Consider the following 18,230-nt stretch of genomic DNA (forward strand, 5'->3'; position numbering starts at 1 on the left):
TCTGTTACTTTTATTGCTGGTAAATAATTCTTGATAAATCAATTCTCCGTCATTCACAACCAAAACAAAAAGAAGCATGTTGAATCGATTGTCGCAATGGCCGTTTATCAAGCTGACAATGCGAAATGGTTGCGAGAGGCTATCGAGAGTATAACAGGCCAAACTTATACCGATTTTCTCTTTATCATTGTTATCGACGGGCCGGTTCCAGGGCCCATTACTCAAGTACTTCAACACGCTGCAAAAAATGACGATAGAATTATATTGGCGCAAAATAGCCAAAATATCGGTCTTGCAAGTAGTATGAATTCTGCCATCGATTTTGGCTTGCAGTATACCCCCTCTTATTTTGTGAGAATGGACGCAGACGATATATCCGAAGAACACAGACTTTTGCGCCAAATCACTTACCTAAATCGGCATAGCAATATTTCGGTTCTAGGCTCAGCGCTCACTGAAATAAATGAAAGCGGGAAAAAAGTCGGAGCGAGAGTAATGCCTGCTTCACACAAACAAATAACCCGAATACTACCTAGGCGCTGCTCGCTAAATCACCCTACAGTGGTGATTCGTTACAACGTGTTTCATGATGGACACAGATACAATGGCGACTTACTTAACACACAAGATTATTTTTTCTGGGTTTCACTAGCTTCACAAGGTTATATCTTTAGAAACCTGAAGGACAGATTATTAAAGTTTAGAAGAGTGAATAACTTCTATAAGCGGCGTGGGCTGAGCAAGTCTCTCAATGAGTTTAGAGCGCGCATCTTTGCGATCACTAAATTAAAACAGTTTTCACCCTATAACTTTTTTTATGCTTGCGGTGTCTTATCACTGCGATTGATGCCAGGGAAAGTGGTCAAATTAGCATACAAGCTCGACAGACATTTGTTAGAGAGGTTTGGTAAGCATTGAAAACAGGGATTGTCGTAATACTTTATAACCCCGATATTGACCACCTTACTAGTGTGATTCAGGCTTTTTCGGCTCCAGAATGGGATTTAGTGCTAGTTGATAATTCAGCTAATGCTAATGAACGTTTGAATACATCTAGCTTCACTTACATTCATTGTGGAACCAATCTGGGTATTGCTAAAGCTCAAAATATAGGTTTGGAAAAGCTTTTTGATAAAGCTGTTGAATACGCTTTCCTGCTCGACCAAGATAGCCAGTTTACACCTAGCATTGCCAATGAATTATTAGGCCAATTTACTACTTTGGAGCAAGAAGTGCCTATCGCCGCTATAGGTCCCTCTATTTACTGTCAATTTTCTGATTGTGTTGATCAGGGTGTGCTTCAAAAGGGTAAAAAGGTCTCCGATAGCTTGAAGGAAGTGAAACAAATTATTGCCTCAGGCATGCTTATCTCTCGTCGTGCTTTTGAGAAAGTGGGCGGAAAAGAAGAGGCACTTTTCATAGATGGTGTCGATCATGAATGGTGCTGGCGAGCTCGAGCTAAGGGTATGGTCATTTACCAGTCGTTGAGCGCTTGTATGCCTCATCGGCAAGGCGACGATAGAGTGAAGGTATGTGGTGTTATGTTTAAGCAAGGTGCTCCCATTAGACTCTACTATCAGTTTCGCAACGTACTTATTCTTGCCCGACGTAGCTACGTTCCGCTTTATTGGAAGCTCCGTCATGTTTGTGCAATACCCGTAAGGTATCTTGTTAATCGATTTTGCTTTGGGCAGGGAAAAGCGAGAGGTCAATATATGCTTAACGGGTTAAAAGATGGTTTTATGCGTAACGGCGGTCCTATTCGATCAAACAAGTGGGCTAAATAAGCGTCGCTAATCAGCTACTTCTAACCGATTGGATCGTAAGTAAAGTGAAAAATATACTCACTGCTCTTTCACTAAATTGGTGCATTAGATATTATTTATCCCAAATTTTGTGCATTAATGAGTGGAAAATAACCGTAATGCCCATTTTCAAGACATAAATGCTCTAAAAGGGTAATTGGAACATCGATTGCATTACTCTTTTGTATAGTAGCGAATATAGATAAGCTTAAGAAATAACTGACGGCAAGGCGCCGACTTGAGCGAGTAACTAGGATTTTAAAAAAGGATATTAACTTATGAGTCAGGTTAAAAAAGCGGTAATTCCTGTAGCAGGTCTTGGGACGAGAATGCTTCCGGCAACGAAGGCTATCCCTAAAGAGATGTTGCCTGTGGTTGATAAGCCACTAATTCAATACGTTGTTAGTGAATGTGTTGCGGCTGGTGTAAAGGAAATTATTCTAGTAACTCACGCTAGTAAGAACAGCATCGAGAACCACTTTGATACTTCATTTGAGCTTGAAGCTACGCTTGAAAAGCGTGTTAAGCGTCAACTTTTAGAAGAAGTTCAGTCAATTTGTCCGAAAGATGTAACTATCATGCACATTCGTCAAGGCGTAGCTAACGGATTAGGCCACGCGGTATTGTGTGCACGCCCGTTAATCGGTGATGCTCCTTTTGCTGTAGTGCTTCCTGACGTAATTATTGATGATGCAGCGAGTAACCCGAAAAAAGATAACCTTGCTGATATGGTTGCTAAATTCAATACCAGCCGTGTAAGCCAAGTTATGGTTGAGCAGGTACCAGAAGAAGATATCTCTAAATTTGGTATTGCTGATCTTGATGGAGCAGCTATCACTCCAGGTGATTCAGCGAAAATTCACGCAATGGTTGAAAAGCCACCTCGTGACGAAGCGCCATCAGACCTAGCTGTAGTAGGTAGATATGTGCTTTCAGAAAAAATTTGGGATTTGCTAGAGTTCACACCACCAGGTGCGGGCGGCGAAGTTCAACTTACCGATGCTATTGATGCATTGATGAAGCTTGAACAAGTAGATGCTTACTACATGAAAGGTAAGAGCCATGATTGCGGAAGCAAGCTAGGCTACATGAAAGCTAATGTGGAATACGCATTGCGCCATCCTTCTTTAGGTGATGAGTTTAAAGAATACCTAGCGTCTGTAGTGAAATAATAGAGTATTTCGGAAGCTACAAGTAATATAAAAATGCGCCAATATTGGCGCATTTTTTTTAATCACTTTTTTGTACTCTGCTAAACGAACCATTAAATTGTTATCTAAAGCCGTTAAGCTAATGTCATTTACTTAACACGTACATGACCTTTTATCTTACTTAGCATTTTTTCGCCAATGCCTTTTACTTGGGTTAGCTGCGCGACTTCAAGAAACGGTCCCACTTCTTCACGGTACTGAATAATCGCTTTTGCTTTAGACTGACCAACACCTGGTAGCGAAATTAACTGCTCCACAGTCGCTGAGTTTAAGTCGATGCGCTGTTGCAGGTTTGTTTCTTTATGCTGTGTTTGCTTAATACTTTCTACTTCAGCATGAACCACAGGAGCTTGAATAGCTAACGCTGATAGAACGAGTAAGCCAGATATTAATTTTTTCATCATCTTTCCTTGTAAGTGTTGCTAAGTACGCTACCCAATTTTGAGGCATTACGTCTTAGCTAAATGGGATTAAATTTATGTACCCAGAGTGCACTGACTTTTTCTAGTCTTAGTACTATCGAAACTAACTCGTCCATAACTATTAGACTCTATTCGATGTAGCGATTAGTAACAAAGCGCAAAGCACTTTAGTGTGTACAAACAAGATAATAGGGGCGGGTTGAAAAAGCGGTAGTCCAGTTTTAGTACAGTTTTTAGTCGGAAAGTGGAAAGTAATGTATAAAAAAACGGGCTAGAAAGCCCGTTTTCAAATAATATCAGTGCTAAAGCACAAAGCGTTTATAGACGGTCAAGAAGCGCTTGGGTAAATTCTGTAGTACCGGCTTCACCACCTAGGTCGCGAGTAGTGCGGTCGCCAGATTCAATAACGTCTTTCAATGCTGCGCGAATTTTCTCTGCTTTATCACCCATGTTTAGGTATTCAAGCATTTGCGCTGCAGCAAGTACTACAGACGTTGGGTTCGCAAGGTTTTTACCCGCGATATCTGGTGCAGAGCCATGAACCGCTTCAAAGATCGCACAGTCTTCACCAATGTTTGCGCCTGGTGCCATACCAAGACCACCAACAAGACCCGCACACAGGTCTGAAAGGATGTCACCGAAAAGGTTAGTGGTTACGATAACGTCAAACTGGTGAGGGTTCATCACAAGCTGCATACAGCAGTTATCTACAATCATCTCAGCAGATTCGATGTCTGGGTAACGCTCGCCAACTTCACGAGCAACTTTTAGGAATAGACCTGACGTCGATTTAAGAATGTTTGCTTTGTGTACCGCTGTTACTTTCTTACGGCCTTCGCGACGTGCTAGCTCATAAGCGAAAGTTACGATTTTCTCAGCGCCGTCACGAGTAATTTTACTCATTGCTTCAGCTTCGTTTCCGTCTTCTGAAACAACTTGCCCAAGACCAGAGTACATACCCTGCGTGTTTTCACGTACAGTGATGATATCAATATCTTCGTAACGTGCTTTTGTGCCTTTAAAAGACATTACCGGGCGAAGGTTAGCGTACAGTTTAAACTGCTTGCGAAGACTAACGTTGATAGACGTAAAGCCTTCACCAACTGGCGTAGTTAAAGGGCCTTTAAGCGCAACTTTATTTTTTGCGATAAGGTCTAGTGTTTCTTGAGGTAGAAGCTCGCCATGTTCTTCCAGTGCAACTAAGCCCGCATCGGCATAGTCATAGGCAAAGTCACAGCCAACCTTATCTAGAATTTTTGTGGTCGCATCGATAATGTCCGGGCCAATGCCGTCACCGCGAATGACTGTAATACGTTGCTGAGTCATGTGGAGGGATCCTCTGGTAATTCTGTTATCAAAATCGTTAGGTTTATTCAATTTTTGGTTTGGCGCGTGAGGTGCCAAGTTCTGCTTGCTTACTTATTATAATTGAAATTGTAGGGAAAAAGGATAAAGCACCGCAAAAGTTGCCGTATTTTATACGATAGCCGGCGCAAGTTATAGCCATTCGTAAAGATAAATTAAGGTGATAGGGCGATTAATCTGTCGTTACGCGCAGATCCAGTTATTAAATAGTATTGATGCGGGCATAGGGTATGAGTTAATAAGTCGGATACGTGTACTATTTCACACTTGTTAGACCAAGGGCTAATAAAGCATTTTTATTGATTTGAGTGTGGTTAAAAGCTCTTATTTGTAACTAAAGATAAAGAGGGCAATAGAGCAGCTGTCCATTGGACTCAAGTGCATTATGAACATCATTAGGTTGTATATTTAAAATGCTGATGAGCGTTTTCACATTAATATCATGAAGTAACGAATAGACACCTTGGTGAAATAGACATGCTTTCGCGAGAGCAAAACTTAATACTAAAATCGCCTGTTCTTTTTGAATCGATTTTGGGACCTCAGTACTCGCTTTTCCGCATTGATGTATTACCGCGCGCCAGGTAGAACTTTGATGCCAACTACCAGCAAGTTCCGACGCTATTGCTAGCCAAGGCGTGTCGGACTTCACTTTAAACGCGTTATTAATAGATACGGTTTTGTCGAGGTCGACAGGCAAGGATTTTGATACTTTGAAACCTGGAAGAGTAAATAGCGGCGTGCAAACGAAGGTCATCGTTAAGGCTGCCGACTGCGGCGTAAATTTCGAATCTACAATTTGTGCAAAGTAGCTAGAAAATGAGCACGCTAGTAAGGTTATTTGCTTACACATTCCCATCAGTGGAAAGTGATTCTGCGTCAGCCGCTCTAAAAGTGCAAACTGAATAAGCATGTCGCCCACCCGTTCTATACCATAGGTTAATACTGCCTGTTTGATACTTTTCACTGGCAGTTGCAGCCTGTTGTCTTGACTCGCTGTGTGCATCAAAAAGTGGTTAAAAGTAGGGACTTTTTCAATTTTTTCACACAGCTGTTCAATCACGACATCTTGCTTTTGCAATTCATCGATAATGGTAGTAAGCGCTTTGGGAGGATGCTGTATAGCGAATGTTGAAGGCAAGTATGGTGTGCCGCCCTGGTTCACTCTGGCATTGGCGGTGTCTGTATACAGCGCTATGAAATGTTCAAAGGGTAATGATAAAGGCACCGGAGCTTGAATAGCCGATAAAGGAAGCCATTTGCCATCTTCGTCATCCTTGCTGAGCGTAAATACATACCCGTGATTTTGCTGCACATCTACCAAAGCGCCGGGTACACCCTTAGCAAAAACTTTTGCTCCAGGAAGCAAACCTTCGAATAGCTGAATAAGCGGTGCGATATGATGGCGATGATGGGCAGGCAGGCGACAGGCTATGTGGGTAAACACCGTTTGGTAATCGGCTTTTGTTGCGTTTGAGGCGAAAACACCCGAGAGAAGACTGAGCCTCTGCGCTAAATTTAGTCGGTTATCTGCAATAAAGTTAATGTATTTTCCCATCTGAAAGGCTTTTTGCAATTTTACAGTATCTTGCCAAATGGCCAGATTATGTTTACGCAAAAAGCGAATGACTTCAGGAATACTATCTCGTGGTGTTTTAGCGCTTGATAGCCAAAAAGTGGCAAGTAAAGACGCAAGAAGGTGCTGTAAATAATGATCGTTGAATCGACACAGCTTGCCGAATAGTGCCAGCAGCAAAAGTTGTTGCGTGTCTTTAGGTAAGTCGTTATCAATATGAAGCGTGGCCGCAGCTAGGGCTGGGTTTGCATTAACTAACGTCAATATCCGTTTTGCGTTTTTTAACCAATGATTAATACGCTGCTCGACTGATAACTCAGCTTCGCCTATATGAACAAGGCGTTTAAGTGTGGAAATGATGTCGGTCACTCCCCATCCTTTTTAACTTTTTTGATAGCTAGAGTAAGCCCCTTCACCCCAAGCTATAAGCTTATCGTTTTCGAACAGTAAAGGTGTGCACTCATCTTGTGTTGTAAGTCCGTCTGCGCGTACGTGCTGAGTTCTAAAAAACATAACTTGAATCGCTGTAGCACCTTGTCGTTTTGCTTCTGTAATGTCAGGCGAGCCCAGTAAAGCAAGTACCTCTTCTCTAGTACTGCCCAATTTCAATTTAGTAATTTGAACGCGGTTGTACTCTTCACGGTCTTTCCAATCCATATTTTCAGGTTTATCAGGGTAAAAGGCGATAACCATAAAAACAAACACCGCGTATAACGCAACGCCAGCTAATATTAGACGAATAACCTTGGTATTCATGACCGTTACTTCTCGTTTTCTATACTAAAATGTTAGTGAGGGACATTGGTGCCCAAAAGCATGACCATTTAACAAGGTAAACTTGCAGCCCGTAACATTTTTCTGTTTAACAATACTCTAGGCAAGTGTACCTTAAAACGCCTATTAAACATAAGTAGTAAACGTAAGCAAATGCGTCACCTTTTCATTTTGCTTAATTAGCCATTTTTTACAACATAACAAGGCTCGTAGGCACTGCCAGGAAGCTTCATCCTGTGCTGTTTTACGAATGACTCTAATAATGTATCCACTTTGTCCATAAGTGTACTATCGCCGGTAAGCTCGAAGGGACCGTGTTCTTTGATTTGTGCGATGCCTTCGGCCTTTACATTTCCAGCAACGATGCCTGAAAATGCTTTACGCAAATTTGCAGCAAGATCGCTTTCACTTTGATCTAGATGTAGCTGTAATGCTGCCATGCTTTCGTGAGTGGGAATGAAAGGTTGTTGGAAGTCCTGTTCAATTTTAAGTGACCAGTTAAAGCTGAAAGCATCACCCATTGCCCCTCTAAATTTTCTGACTTTTTCAAGGTGTTTGCTCATAGTACGGGCGACTTCTTCAGGGTCATCCACGATAATCTGATATTTTGATTGAGCTTGGGCGCCTAACGTTGCCCCTACGAAGGTATCTATGGCTTCGAAATATTCTTCGCTGCCTGCAGGACCGGTTAATATAAAAGGAAATGGTTGTTGCGCATTGCGCTCATTCATCAATATGCCAAGTAAATAAAGCAGTTCTTCAGCAGTTCCTACGCCGCCTGGAAATACAATGATACCGTGCCCTAATCTAACGAAGGCTTCTAAACGCTTTTCAATATCCGGCATGATAATAAGCTCGTTCACAATCGCATTGGGTGGTTCTGCGGCAATAATGCTAGGTTCAGAAATACCTATGTATCGACCCGATTTGTGACGTTGCTTGGCATGACCTATAGTCGCTCCTTTCATTGGGCCTTTCATTGCGCCCGGTCCGCAGCCAGTACAAATATTCATATCGCGCAGGCCTAACTGATAGCCTACTTCTTTTGTGTATTTATACTCGACTTGATTGATAGAGTGACCGCCCCAGCACACTATAGTATTCACGCTATCGTTACCTTCAAGGGCTTTTGCGTGGCGTAGCATGTCAAACACCATGTCGGTGATCTCACTTCCTTCAGCGGGCGCTGTTTGATGAAGAAATGCATACTTATTGCCCATGTAAAGCAAATCACGCAGTACAGCAAACAAGTGTTCATGAACACCGCGAACAAGTTTTTCGTCTACGAATGCGACTTCTGGCGGATTAACAAGTTCGATCTTTACGCCTCGCTCACGGCGGATGAGTTTAATTTCAAAATTCTCAAAAGGGGCGAAAAGCGCTTCAAAATTGTCTTCATCCACTCCGCTGTTCAATACTGCAAGGCTGCAGTTTCTAAACATCGAGAAGAGCTCGCTATTTGTTGCATCTTGGAGGCGAGAGACTTCCACTTGCGAAAGCTGACTCATAGAGCCAACGGGATTAAGCTGAACTTTCTTCATACTTCACACCTTATAAGTCAGTGCTTAAATCAGTTACTACAAGATTGCGGCCGTTTCGCTTCGCTTTGTAGAGGTATTCATCCGCGCGTTCGAAAACTGTTTCTGTCGTGTCTTCTTTACCAAAGCAGGTCGCGCCAAATGAAGCAGTAATTTTGACTTTTTCTTGCTTAAACTTAAACGGCATAGCAGCCAGTTTAGTTCTAATTTCATTGAGCTTTTCGTCAATTTCTGTCATTTGCGATTCAGGCAGTAGCATCACGAACTCCTCGCCTCCCCACCGTGCGACAAATTCGTTTTCAGAAAGGTTCTGCTTCAAAAACTTACTTACTACTTGAAGGGTTTTGTCACCGGCAGCGTGACCAAATCTATCGTTGATCGATTTAAAATGGTCAATATCTAAAACGGCAACGGCGAGTGTTGTTCCACTTTCCTTGTAGTCAGCAAAAGCGGCTTCCAATTTCTCGTTATAAGCCTGTCTATTTGGTAGGCGAGTGAGTGGATCGGTGCGGCTCTGCATTGCTTGCTCTGCCAGTTTCTTTTTATAAGCGCTGGTTTGCTGTTGCAACGTGTCTATGCGCGATTGCATGGACGATAGCAACGCCAAAAGCGCTTCTTGCCCTTGTTCATCGTTATCTTGCTGCTCGCTTAAGGTTGCTACAAGTTTTTCTACGCGAAGTTGGGTTTGCTCTTTCAGTGATTCTAATGAGTCACTCTCTGATACGGTTTCTTCAATATGACTAATGTGTCGTTTTATCTGCTCTGTACCGGCTTTCCGCTGCTCAAACTGTGCTTGGCTACCCTCAATGGTTATATTTACGTCGTTACTGATTTCGCCTAGCGAGCGATGAAGGCTTTGAATCACTTTCCCTGTTAAGCTCGCCTCTGACATTGCGTCTTGCACGATCATGCGTAAAATTACAACGCAGCTCCTAAGTAGCTGCTCTTTATCCATACCTTCATCGAGGCGTTGCTTAATATCATTGAGCTGCTGATCACTCGGCTTTTTCTGAGCATAAGAAGTAATTAGGTGGTTAAGCTCGACTAAAATAGAACGGTAGTGAGGATTTTCATCTTTAATTGAGCCAACTGTAGCGCTTTCTTTGTCTTCTGGTTTTGCTTCTACTGGTTCAGGTGGCTCAAGGCCTATCATTTCTTTATTCAGCGCGATGCGATGAAGAGCAATGGCTTTGGCGTAAAGCTTATAGATACTGAAAATATCGCCTACAGGTTGGTTAAGTTTAATTAGCTCTTGTGTAGTAAGGCCTTTCAATTCATTGTCTTCAAAAACAACTTTTTGCAGCTGTTTCATTGCATCTTCAAGGGTCGAAACGGTGTCAATACTGTACTTTCTTAACGTAATTTCTTGACGCTGAAGAGATTTGTTGAGCTTTTCAATGCTTACAGCGGCAAGGGTAAAATTAGGCGTACCTGAAAGATGACCGCGCAGCACTTTGAGTTCGGAATCTATTTTATCGGAAAAGCCCTCATAGAATGCTGAGAGCCTCACGATAAATTGACAAAGAAGCGCGTTATTTTGTTTTAGTGCTTGTAGTTGTTTTGCTTCCATAATCTCGTCTTTGTTCTAATTCGCAATTACCGTTGCGATTTAGTTCGCTTTTGTTTGTGTGCTTCATCGCTGTATTACTGACGCGCCTGACGATGGTTTGCATAAGGTGCTTCGAAATTCGAACGGAAAGGGTTGATGTCTAACCCCCCACGTCGGGTATAACGGGCACACACTGTTAATTTAGCGGGCTTACAATGCTGCATAATATCGTTGTAAATACGCTCAACGCATTGCTCATGAAATTCATTGTGCTGCCTAAAGCTAATCAGATATTTTAAAAGCCCTTCGTGATCAATGGCTTTTCCTTCATATCTAATCTGAATACTAGCCCAATCTGGCTGACTTGTGATTAAACAATTAGATTTAAGTAAATGAGAAACCAAAGTCTCCTTGGTATCGACATTATTCTCGGTAACCGCTAAATATTGTGTGTTAGGTGAGTATTGCTCGATTTCCACATCAAGGTTATCTAATAAAATTCCCTCGAATTCCTTAAACTGCAATGCGGTAAACTGTTGAGGAAGAATGAGTTTTACCTGAACCTGCTCCCCTGCACATTTAGATAAATCAGCTTGAAGAACTTTTTGAACCTCTTCTGGTGAAGCAAGCTTTGATTGGTTGAAACTGTTCAAATATAGCTTGAACGATTTTGATTCAATAAGGTTTGGGGAAGTAATTGGAACGTGACACTCCAAAATTGCCACATTAGGCTTCCCTTTTTCGTTAAGCCAAGAAAGTTCATATCCCGTCCAAGTGTCTATTCCGTCAAACGGTAATTCAGAATCGTTAAGGGATAACGTATCTCGGCTTAAACTGCGAGGTACCCCTTGCAATAAGCTTGGGTTGTATTCAAATTCATAGTCAACCTGTTTGCCCAGAGATAGGTCATCAGGTGCGGAGATAATAATTTTTTGAGGCGAATTGTCAGTCGACATAAGAACCTTTCATCTATCTACTTAAAGTGCTAACCGGTGTGCTGCTACAGCGTAATTTTATAAGGGTACGTTATGAACTAGCAGTACAGCCGAAGCAAGCCGAGTATTGACTTAACTGTTTAGTTGTATAGTGTACCCCAAAAATACGAGGGTAATGTCAAAATGGCTCTAACAATTCCTGCACAATTAGATAAATTTGTATCATCTTATGTCGAACAAGCTGAAGGTAAGGGATTAGAAATCGCATTTGACAGCGAGTGGCCATCGCCTTGCTATAAAAATAGTGCGAATGACGGTGAGCTCGTCAGTTGGGCTCCCGTGCTGCAATCTCCTCCACACTCTTTCGATAATGTTGAAGAAGCACTGACCTTAACGCTCAATCCAGATTATTGTCAGTTTTTCACTCGTTATTACAGTGACAATTTAAAGGCAGTGGCACCTCAAGGTAACTGCGAATTGCTTCAAGTGTTTAATAGCGAAGACTTTGAAAGGCTACAACAGAATTTAATCGGCCACTTGTTAATGAAGCAAAGGCTCAAACAAGCACCTACGTTGTTTTTCGGGTTAACAGACGAAGAGGATTTTATATTAACGGTTGTCAACGAAAGCGGTGAAGTGGCATTAGAACAAGTAGGAAGAGAGCCTGCTAAAATACTTGCCCCATCTCTAGCCGTATTTCTTGAGCAACTCACTCCTCGTGCTTGAAAATAACGCCTTTATACAACCTACCTAAAAACAGTCACTACTTTCTTTGTTCGCATTAGTGTTTACTGCGCATCCATCAATTTAAGTAGTGCCTGTTTTAATTCAGCGACTTCCTTTTCTAATGTTTCCACACGCGCTTGAAGGCTGTCTGGTCGATGTGTATTTAACGAAGTACTTTGTGCAGATTGGGCTTCTTTGCCGGTGGCGTCAAGCTGAGGCTTATGTGCATTGAATCGTTTAATTGCTTCAATAGCTTCTGTTACTGACACTTTAAATGGGGCTTTAGACCTTAAAATGCCTACCGTTGGCGTTTTGCCTTCCTGATACATTTGAAGACATAAAACGTGAAGCTGCTGCAAGTTCGAATTTGACATAAGAGTAAAGAGTTTTTAAATCGCGAATATAGCTAGTGTAGCTTGTTCACATAGTCAATTTCACTAATAAGTTGCTGATTTCACTATTTTTCAAATGTGCAAAAGTTGAGTGGTAAATAAAGTTTATAAAAATCAAAAGGATATGCTTTTGGTACTATTCTTGTTTACTTAGTTTTGAATCACGTTTGTTTACACCATTAAGTGGATGAAACATAGACAGTGCATTGCATTCAGTGTCGATTCACATAGTAGGCGTAATACTCTACATGGTTATAAGTACTGACAATGTTTGCATTTGTAAGGTTTGCAACTGAAAGGCCATCAGGCTCTTAATTTAAAAATAAAAAACAACACACATATTTAAGGAATTCACATGAAAACGGTTCTTCTTTCTGTAGCTTTAGCATCTTCTGTTTTGCTTTCTGGCTGTGTCGTATCTGTAGGGGGCGGGTCAGATAGCCACTATGGCGCAGATTGGGAAGATAGAGAGTTTAATAATCGCAAACATATCGCAAATCTTGAGACGGGCACGAGCTATGAAAGTGTCTTAAGAAAAATGGGCGTTGCAGACTTTAACGAATTGTTTGAAAAGCAAGACGGTACATATCGCGTACTGTATTACCGCACCCAAAAAACAATGGGCGATGGTATAACGACGAAAGATGAGTGTACGCCTCTTGTTTTTAGAAATAGCAGCTTAGTAGGTTGGGGCGATAGCGCATACAGCCTGATGAATTAATTTAATGTGTGATCTGGCAAATGTATAGCGATGGATAATTTGTCAAAAAGCTAAATGTTAATTAAAAGTTAACATGATAGGGGTTTTCAAGTAGGCTAAAGTTTAGACAGGGTGTGTGGGGCGCGAAAATAAAGCGAGTGCCCCAGTGCCCACTTTTTCTTATTTTACCGTACTAGGTATGAGTAACTAAACAGCTTTGCGTACATGGAGCCCCTATGAACACCGATGCCCACAACAACGCGTTGGCCCCCTTGCAAGACACTGTCAAAGCGATTTACCTTTCAGTCGACGATCTCAAAGTTGCCGCGTCTATACTTTACAATGCGTATGTAGATGACCCCCTATTCATAGATATCTTTCAGGCGGAAAAAGAAGGTTATGAAAGTCGCCTTCGGTCAGCCATTCGCGAGGAACTTAACGCATTTTGGGTAGCAGAGCAGCCCATGATTGGTTTATTTGACGACGATAGATTGATTGCGGTGGCATGCCTTACCGCACCGGATGCGGCTTTTGGTGCAGGGCGTTACTGGCACTGGCGATTGAGAATGCTGCTAACCGCAGGTTTGTTCGGCACCAAACAAATGCTGGAAAAAGAAGAGAAAGTAAGAGCGCTAGTACCTGCAGATAATTTCCATATGCTGAGTTTCATTGCGGTGCATCCTGATTATCAACACCACGGTCTCGGGCATATATTGCTAGGCGCCATCGATAGTGTTGTCGAAGAAGACGACAAAAGCGAAGGCGTTTCGGTATTTGTGACTGTAGATAAACATCGTACTTTTTTTAACGATGATAACTATCAGGTTGTCGGACAACTAAGCCTTTCCCATGTTCAGGGGGAAGTCATGTTCAGACAGAAGTGACGCTTTTTTATTCAAAAAAAATGTACCTATCAGAACCTCGCCAAAAACAGTTCCAATCTTTACGCCAAATTTACTACAGCGCTTGTAAGACATGTCCTACAAATGCTGTGAGTGATCTTACCTAAATTCTGAAAGAATTAGTCATACTAAAGTATACGACCTTTGTTTTTTAAGGATTTTTTCTTGTTAGCCAAAAGTCGTACAAAAACTTTTCTTAAATCTCTGTAATTCAATATGGCGGTAATATTTGGAAGGGATACTATGAACATGTCACAAGGAAACACGACGAGTCACGGATTGAGTCAGGAATTCATTAAAGGAATGAATTAGGACAACTTAAGGAAGAGATTCTCATAAGGTTGTGAGTAAAAGGAAGGGACGCAGTAGGGAATTGCGAAACAAGGAAGTGACAAAGGACTGAAGGGAACGAACGGATTTCATGGACGGTACGTGTGATAGGAATGTCACAGACAGGACGTAGCATGGATAAGGACAAAGCTTGCAGGGAGACTTAGTGGCAAGGAGCCAAGGGCAAGGCGGCCTTTAAGGAATTTCTAGTTTGCATGGACGAGCAAACCAAGGATGAAAGAGGGACATGCTGAAGGATTAGCAAAGCTGTAGCAGGATGTGCAGCGAACAAAGGACGAAGGAAGGGAAGGTCAGCGGAGACTGACAAGGACAGCCTCAGGATGAGGAACACTGCATGAAGGATGTGCAGTAATAAAGGAAAAAAGGAAAGGGACCTACGCATGGAAGTGTAGCTCGCGCAGGAAGTCGCGAGAGTAGATGGAAAGGGGTGTATACGGATTTTAATCGGGAAGATTTTAGTCGCAAAGGATCGCGGAGAAGGATACTCAAAATTCCAGGAAAAAGGGGAGCCGTCAGGTTCCCCTTTTTTTTGGTGGTTTGGAGAGGCATATTTTTCAGCTTTCTGAGAATTATTTCTTAGTTATAAAAAAACTGTAAAACCCCGGGCGTAAGCATTTACACCCTATGCGGCGGCACTTCGGTTCGCATGACTCTCACGCCTATCAACTCGACTTCGCCGGTATACCTGTCTTCACCATTACTTGAAAACTCAAAATTAAATAAGCTGTGCCAGTCCGGTTTGCCAAACTTAAATGAGAACCGAGTTTTTGCCCTAGCCACACTTAACAGCTGCAAACCATGCTTATCGCAATATTGCGTTAGATAAGCGTTTGTTCGTTCTGAAATAGCCCGAATACGCCAAAATTGATAGCCGGTAAAACCAATCGTTAACCATATGACTAATTCAAGTAACGTCATCTACTTTCTCGCCTGCGCAAATAATCGCTGAAATGCTTTGCTGAGAATATCCGAGTTAGCATCCGAGTGCAGCAGCGTAAGTACTTGTCTCCGCAACTTCGGGATTTGGACTAAATCAGAAAAGAAACCAGCAAATAAGGCACCCTGATGACCTTCTTTTTCATCAACTTTTGCAGCTTGTTCTAAAAAGATGCTCAGCAATAGTGGTTCCATTTGCTCGAAATGCCGTGCCGCAATAACACTTAAAATATCGAGGCGCTGCGTTTTCTCATCGTTCAATAAATCTAGTAGCTTACTATTTATCGTTGGGTTGAAGTTTCCTTCAGAGGAGCCTCTCAAAGCCGCTAGATTGGTGTCGTCTCCATCATCAATTTTGCTCAAATATATCGCTAATAAGTTATCTGACAGAGAAACGCTCTCGCTTGTCTCCATTAGCGTATTAACAAACACATCTGAGTAAAGTGCTACATTGGCTTTAATTGCTTCTTCTAACACATCTCGCTTTGGGTGCATGCTGAAACCATGTATAAAATCGGCTACGCTTTGCATTGATATTTTTTGCCAATCCACAAGCTGCGGGGCTTGGATATAAGCTTCAACTTTCTGCGCCTCTTCGCTTAAGGGATGGTTCAACGTGCTTTTGACTAACGCATTAAACTGAGCGAGTTGCGTTTGGTTCGGAACGAAGGAATAAGGGTTGTCGGGCAATTGCTGTGCATTTTCGGTATCTTCTGCAATCGACTCCCCTAGAGCATCCACAATAATCTCTAGAAAATGATTTCTAGCAGCTGCAACGACTAAGCCTTGCTCATCAAGTGGCAGCTTTATAAACCAAATATAGTGTTGCGAAGATGCATTTTTGTTCCAAAAAACAATACCGAACCACGCATGTTGTTGACGAGGGTAGGGCGCGTAAGCACTGCCATTTTCTATTTCTAGAAACGTTTGATTATCTGTGGGTTCAATACGTCGACCTAAATCAAAAACATGATATTCAGTGCCTGCGTGTAACAAAAACTCACTGATAGAATTGATACTGTTAGCGCTCATAACTCGTTCCAAAATACTGCTTTAAATAAATGTTGCTAGGCCCGTAACCCTTTGATGTTCAGCAAAGAACAACCGCCTCTAGGACGTGCTTATATTCGCTAGGGCCATCAGCAAACCTCATTAATGGTATCACAGCAGAAGAATTTCAACGATACAACACACTGACTTATGTTGACCTTAAGCCCCTGATATACTGCGCGCTATAAATTGAAGCGTATTAGGATAGGGGAGGAGTAGTGAATCAAGCGAATAGTAGCAGTCATTTAGCTTTCATCAACGCACTTGAGCAATTAGAAGCGGTAATGCAGCAAGATGGTGTTTGGCCAGATGAAGTACCCAATGACCAAGCGCTTAAAAATGCTATGGGAAGTGAAGTACCTTTCGCAGCAGATTGTTTTTCTTTTGAAGCTTGGCTTGCTTTTATTTTTATACCCAAAATGCGCACTTTATTGAGCCAATCGCACCCTATACCGGCGATGCAAATTACACCCGCAGCAGAAGTATATTTATCTCCCGCGAATCAAAGTACCCTGTCTGCGCTAAAGTATATTGACGATATTGCCAGTGGAGACATTGGATGAGTAAGCTAGAGCAATCGCCAAGAGCCGTTGAGAAAGTGTCACTAAATGATGAAGTCGAGCTGACGGAAAAGCAGACTGGCGAAAAAAACAATGTTGAAGAACAAGGTAGTGCGAACTCTCTACACTTGCCTGTTTTATACCAGGATGAGCATATCATTGCGATAAATAAGCCCCCAGGTCTGCTAGTCCACAGAAGTCCTATAGATAGGCATGAAACCGTATTTGCGGTGCAGACGCTTAGAGATCAAATCGGCAAGCACGTGTTTCCAGCTCACCGCTTAGATAGGCCTACATCAGGCGTATTGGTGTTTAGTTTTAACTCAGAAATTGCGGCAAAGCTAGGCCAGCAAATGATGGACAAGCAGGTGGTAAAGGGTTATCACGCTGTGGTTAGAGGCTTCGTCAACCACACGGGCTTTATTGATTATGCTCTTAAGTATCGTTATGACAAAATTGCAGATAAACACAAAAGGCCACAGCAAGCACCTCAGCCAGCGTCCACCATGTATGAGTCACTCGAAAAGTTTGAAGTGCCCGAGCCTGTAGGTAGGTACCAAAGTGCTAGATATTCGTTAGTAAAACTTTCTCCGAGCACTGGTCGTAAGCACCAGCTTCGAAGACACATGGTTCACATTCGTCACCCCATTATTGGCGATACAACTCACGGCGATGGGAAGCAAAACAAATTCGCTAAACAGCACTTTAATTTTAATAATTTGGCCTTAAGTTGTACTCATATGGGCTTTTCTCATCCTGTTAGTGGTAAATGGATAACGATTAATGGTGAGATGCACAATGAAATGCAACAATTCGTAAACAGGTTAAAACCGTTTAGCTTGATAAGATAGAAATACTTTCCGCCTGTCGACATGGGCGACGATCATTGGTTTAAGAGGTAAAAATGGCAACATTGAAAATTATTGCGGGTACAGTATACGGTAACGCACAACACGTAGCTGAGCAGGTGGAAGAAAATTTAGCTGAGCAGGGAGTTGATTGCTCACTGGAAAGCGACCCTTCAGTAGCCGATTTTACTGATGCTGACGCACTGTTAATTATTACCTCAACGACAGGTCAGGGCGATGTTCCACCTAACCTAGAGTTTGTGTTTTCAGATTTAAAAGACGAATCACCTATGCTAACGGGCAAGCCGTTCGCTGTTGCAGCGCTAGGTGATAGCAGCTATGGAGAAAGCTTTTGTGGTGCTGGTAAACAATTCCAAGAATTACTTGCTGAACTGCAAGGTAACGCGGTTGCTGATATGTTAGAAATTGATGCTATTGAAACCCTAGAGCCAGAAAAAGACGTGGTGGAGTGGGTTAACACCATCAAGGACAAGCTTTTGTCTTAAGCGTTGATGGCTTATGGGTTAAAAATGAAAAGAGGCGCTAAGGCGCCTCTTTTTTTATATGCGAACGTCGTTAGTTACCTAACG

General features: G+C 42.2%; 19 protein-coding genes. 9 read left to right on the plus strand and 10 right to left on the minus strand.

Annotated elements, in window-relative coordinates:
• Positions 1-30: 30 nt before the first annotated feature.
• The 3 genes from ACYX4W_RS07840 to galU all read left to right on the plus strand — a co-directional run bounded on the left by ACYX4W_RS07840 (position 31) and on the right by galU (position 2,977).
• The gene (locus ACYX4W_RS07840; RefSeq protein ID WP_476054822.1) at positions 31-918 is read left to right on the plus strand and encodes a glycosyltransferase; all 888 of its coding nucleotides are present in this window, start codon (positions 31-33) and stop codon (positions 916-918) included.
• On the plus strand, positions 915-1,787 hold the full coding sequence (locus ACYX4W_RS07845) for a glycosyltransferase family 2 protein (RefSeq protein WP_476075201.1): 873 nt from the start codon (positions 915-917) through the stop codon (positions 1,785-1,787). Before ACYX4W_RS07840 ends, ACYX4W_RS07845 begins: the two co-directional genes overlap by 4 nt.
• Positions 1,788-2,083: 296 nt before the next feature.
• Positions 2,084-2,977: a UTP--glucose-1-phosphate uridylyltransferase GalU gene (galU, locus tag ACYX4W_RS07850; RefSeq protein WP_474853937.1), complete on the plus strand. Its 894-nt coding sequence runs from the start codon at positions 2,084-2,086 to the stop codon at positions 2,975-2,977.
• 128 nt (positions 2,978-3,105) lie between these two features.
• Here galU and ACYX4W_RS07855 read toward each other — a convergent pair whose 3' ends face one another.
• The 7 genes from ACYX4W_RS07855 to queF all read right to left on the minus strand — a co-directional run bounded on the left by ACYX4W_RS07855 (position 3,106) and on the right by queF (position 11,196).
• On the minus strand, positions 3,106-3,417 hold the full coding sequence (locus ACYX4W_RS07855) for a ComEA family DNA-binding protein (protein WP_474853939.1): 312 nt from the start codon (positions 3,415-3,417) through the stop codon (positions 3,106-3,108).
• Positions 3,418-3,756: 339 nt separating this feature from the next.
• Complete coding sequence (locus tag ACYX4W_RS07860) at positions 3,757-4,764, minus strand: isocitrate dehydrogenase (protein ID WP_012517475.1); 1,008 nt, start codon at positions 4,762-4,764, stop codon at positions 3,757-3,759.
• 373 nt (positions 4,765-5,137) lie between these two features.
• Complete coding sequence (locus ACYX4W_RS07865) at positions 5,138-6,748, minus strand: histidine kinase (protein WP_476075202.1); 1,611 nt, start codon at positions 6,746-6,748, stop codon at positions 5,138-5,140.
• A 12-nt stretch (positions 6,749-6,760) separates the two neighbouring features.
• On the minus strand, positions 6,761-7,135 hold the full coding sequence (locus ACYX4W_RS07870; RefSeq protein WP_269918820.1) for a DUF3192 domain-containing protein: 375 nt from the start codon (positions 7,133-7,135) through the stop codon (positions 6,761-6,763).
• Positions 7,136-7,332: 197 nt separating this feature from the next.
• The gene (gene ppnN, locus ACYX4W_RS07875) at positions 7,333-8,694 is read right to left on the minus strand and encodes a nucleotide 5'-monophosphate nucleosidase PpnN (RefSeq protein WP_476075203.1); all 1,362 of its coding nucleotides are present in this window, start codon (positions 8,692-8,694) and stop codon (positions 7,333-7,335) included.
• A 10-nt stretch (positions 8,695-8,704) separates the two neighbouring features.
• Positions 8,705-10,261, minus strand: coding sequence for a GGDEF domain-containing protein (locus ACYX4W_RS07880; protein WP_476075204.1), 1,557 nt, complete (start codon positions 10,259-10,261; stop codon positions 8,705-8,707).
• A gap of 74 nt (positions 10,262-10,335) precedes the next feature.
• A complete protein-coding gene (gene queF / locus ACYX4W_RS07885) occupies positions 10,336-11,196 on the minus strand; it encodes an NADPH-dependent 7-cyano-7-deazaguanine reductase QueF (RefSeq protein ID WP_476075205.1) in 861 nt (286 codons plus the stop codon).
• A gap of 162 nt (positions 11,197-11,358) precedes the next feature.
• On the opposite strand from queF, the gene syd reads away from it, so the two are divergent.
• Positions 11,359-11,901, plus strand: a complete 543-nt coding sequence (syd, locus tag ACYX4W_RS07890) for a SecY-interacting protein (protein WP_476075206.1) — start codon at positions 11,359-11,361, stop codon at positions 11,899-11,901.
• A 62-nt stretch (positions 11,902-11,963) separates the two neighbouring features.
• Here the strand turns inward: syd and ACYX4W_RS07895 are convergent, their stop codons facing one another.
• Positions 11,964-12,275: a hypothetical protein gene (locus tag ACYX4W_RS07895; RefSeq protein ID WP_474808351.1), complete on the minus strand. Its 312-nt coding sequence runs from the start codon at positions 12,273-12,275 to the stop codon at positions 11,964-11,966.
• Between the two features lie 373 nt (positions 12,276-12,648).
• On the opposite strand from ACYX4W_RS07895, the gene ACYX4W_RS07900 reads away from it, so the two are divergent.
• Together ACYX4W_RS07900 and ACYX4W_RS07905 are read left to right on the plus strand one after the other, a co-directional pair.
• Positions 12,649-13,014: a DUF3192 domain-containing protein gene (locus ACYX4W_RS07900; protein ID WP_474808349.1), complete on the plus strand. Its 366-nt coding sequence runs from the start codon at positions 12,649-12,651 to the stop codon at positions 13,012-13,014.
• A gap of 215 nt (positions 13,015-13,229) precedes the next feature.
• Positions 13,230-13,877, plus strand: a complete 648-nt coding sequence (locus ACYX4W_RS07905; protein ID WP_474808347.1) for a GNAT family N-acetyltransferase — start codon at positions 13,230-13,232, stop codon at positions 13,875-13,877.
• A 984-nt stretch (positions 13,878-14,861) separates the two neighbouring features.
• Here ACYX4W_RS07905 and ACYX4W_RS07910 read toward each other — a convergent pair.
• Together ACYX4W_RS07910 and ACYX4W_RS07915 are read right to left on the minus strand one after the other, a co-directional pair.
• Positions 14,862-15,164: a DUF3301 domain-containing protein gene (locus ACYX4W_RS07910; RefSeq protein WP_476075207.1), complete on the minus strand. Its 303-nt coding sequence runs from the start codon at positions 15,162-15,164 to the stop codon at positions 14,862-14,864.
• Positions 15,165-16,214 carry a DUF3549 family protein gene (locus tag ACYX4W_RS07915; protein ID WP_476075208.1) on the minus strand — a complete coding sequence of 350 codons (1,050 nt, stop codon included), beginning with the start codon at positions 16,212-16,214 and terminating at the stop codon, positions 15,165-15,167.
• 236 nt (positions 16,215-16,450) lie between these two features.
• Between ACYX4W_RS07915 and ACYX4W_RS07920 the strand changes: the two genes are divergently transcribed.
• Genes ACYX4W_RS07920 through ACYX4W_RS07930 form a run of 3 tightly spaced genes read left to right on the plus strand, consistent with a single transcriptional unit; the run spans position 16,451 to position 18,146 of the window.
• On the plus strand, positions 16,451-16,795 hold the full coding sequence (locus ACYX4W_RS07920) for a YqcC family protein (protein ID WP_476075209.1): 345 nt from the start codon (positions 16,451-16,453) through the stop codon (positions 16,793-16,795).
• Positions 16,792-17,643, plus strand: a complete 852-nt coding sequence (gene truC, locus ACYX4W_RS07925; RefSeq protein ID WP_476075210.1) for a tRNA pseudouridine(65) synthase TruC — start codon at positions 16,792-16,794, stop codon at positions 17,641-17,643. Before ACYX4W_RS07920 ends, truC begins: the two co-directional genes overlap by 4 nt.
• A 53-nt stretch (positions 17,644-17,696) precedes the next feature.
• Positions 17,697-18,146 (plus strand): flavodoxin, encoded by a 450-nt coding sequence (locus tag ACYX4W_RS07930; RefSeq protein WP_476075211.1) that lies wholly within the window; start codon positions 17,697-17,699, stop codon positions 18,144-18,146.
• Positions 18,147-18,230: the final 84 nt, after the last annotated feature.

Source organism: Alteromonas sp. ABH4_454 (genome assembly GCF_056311775.1).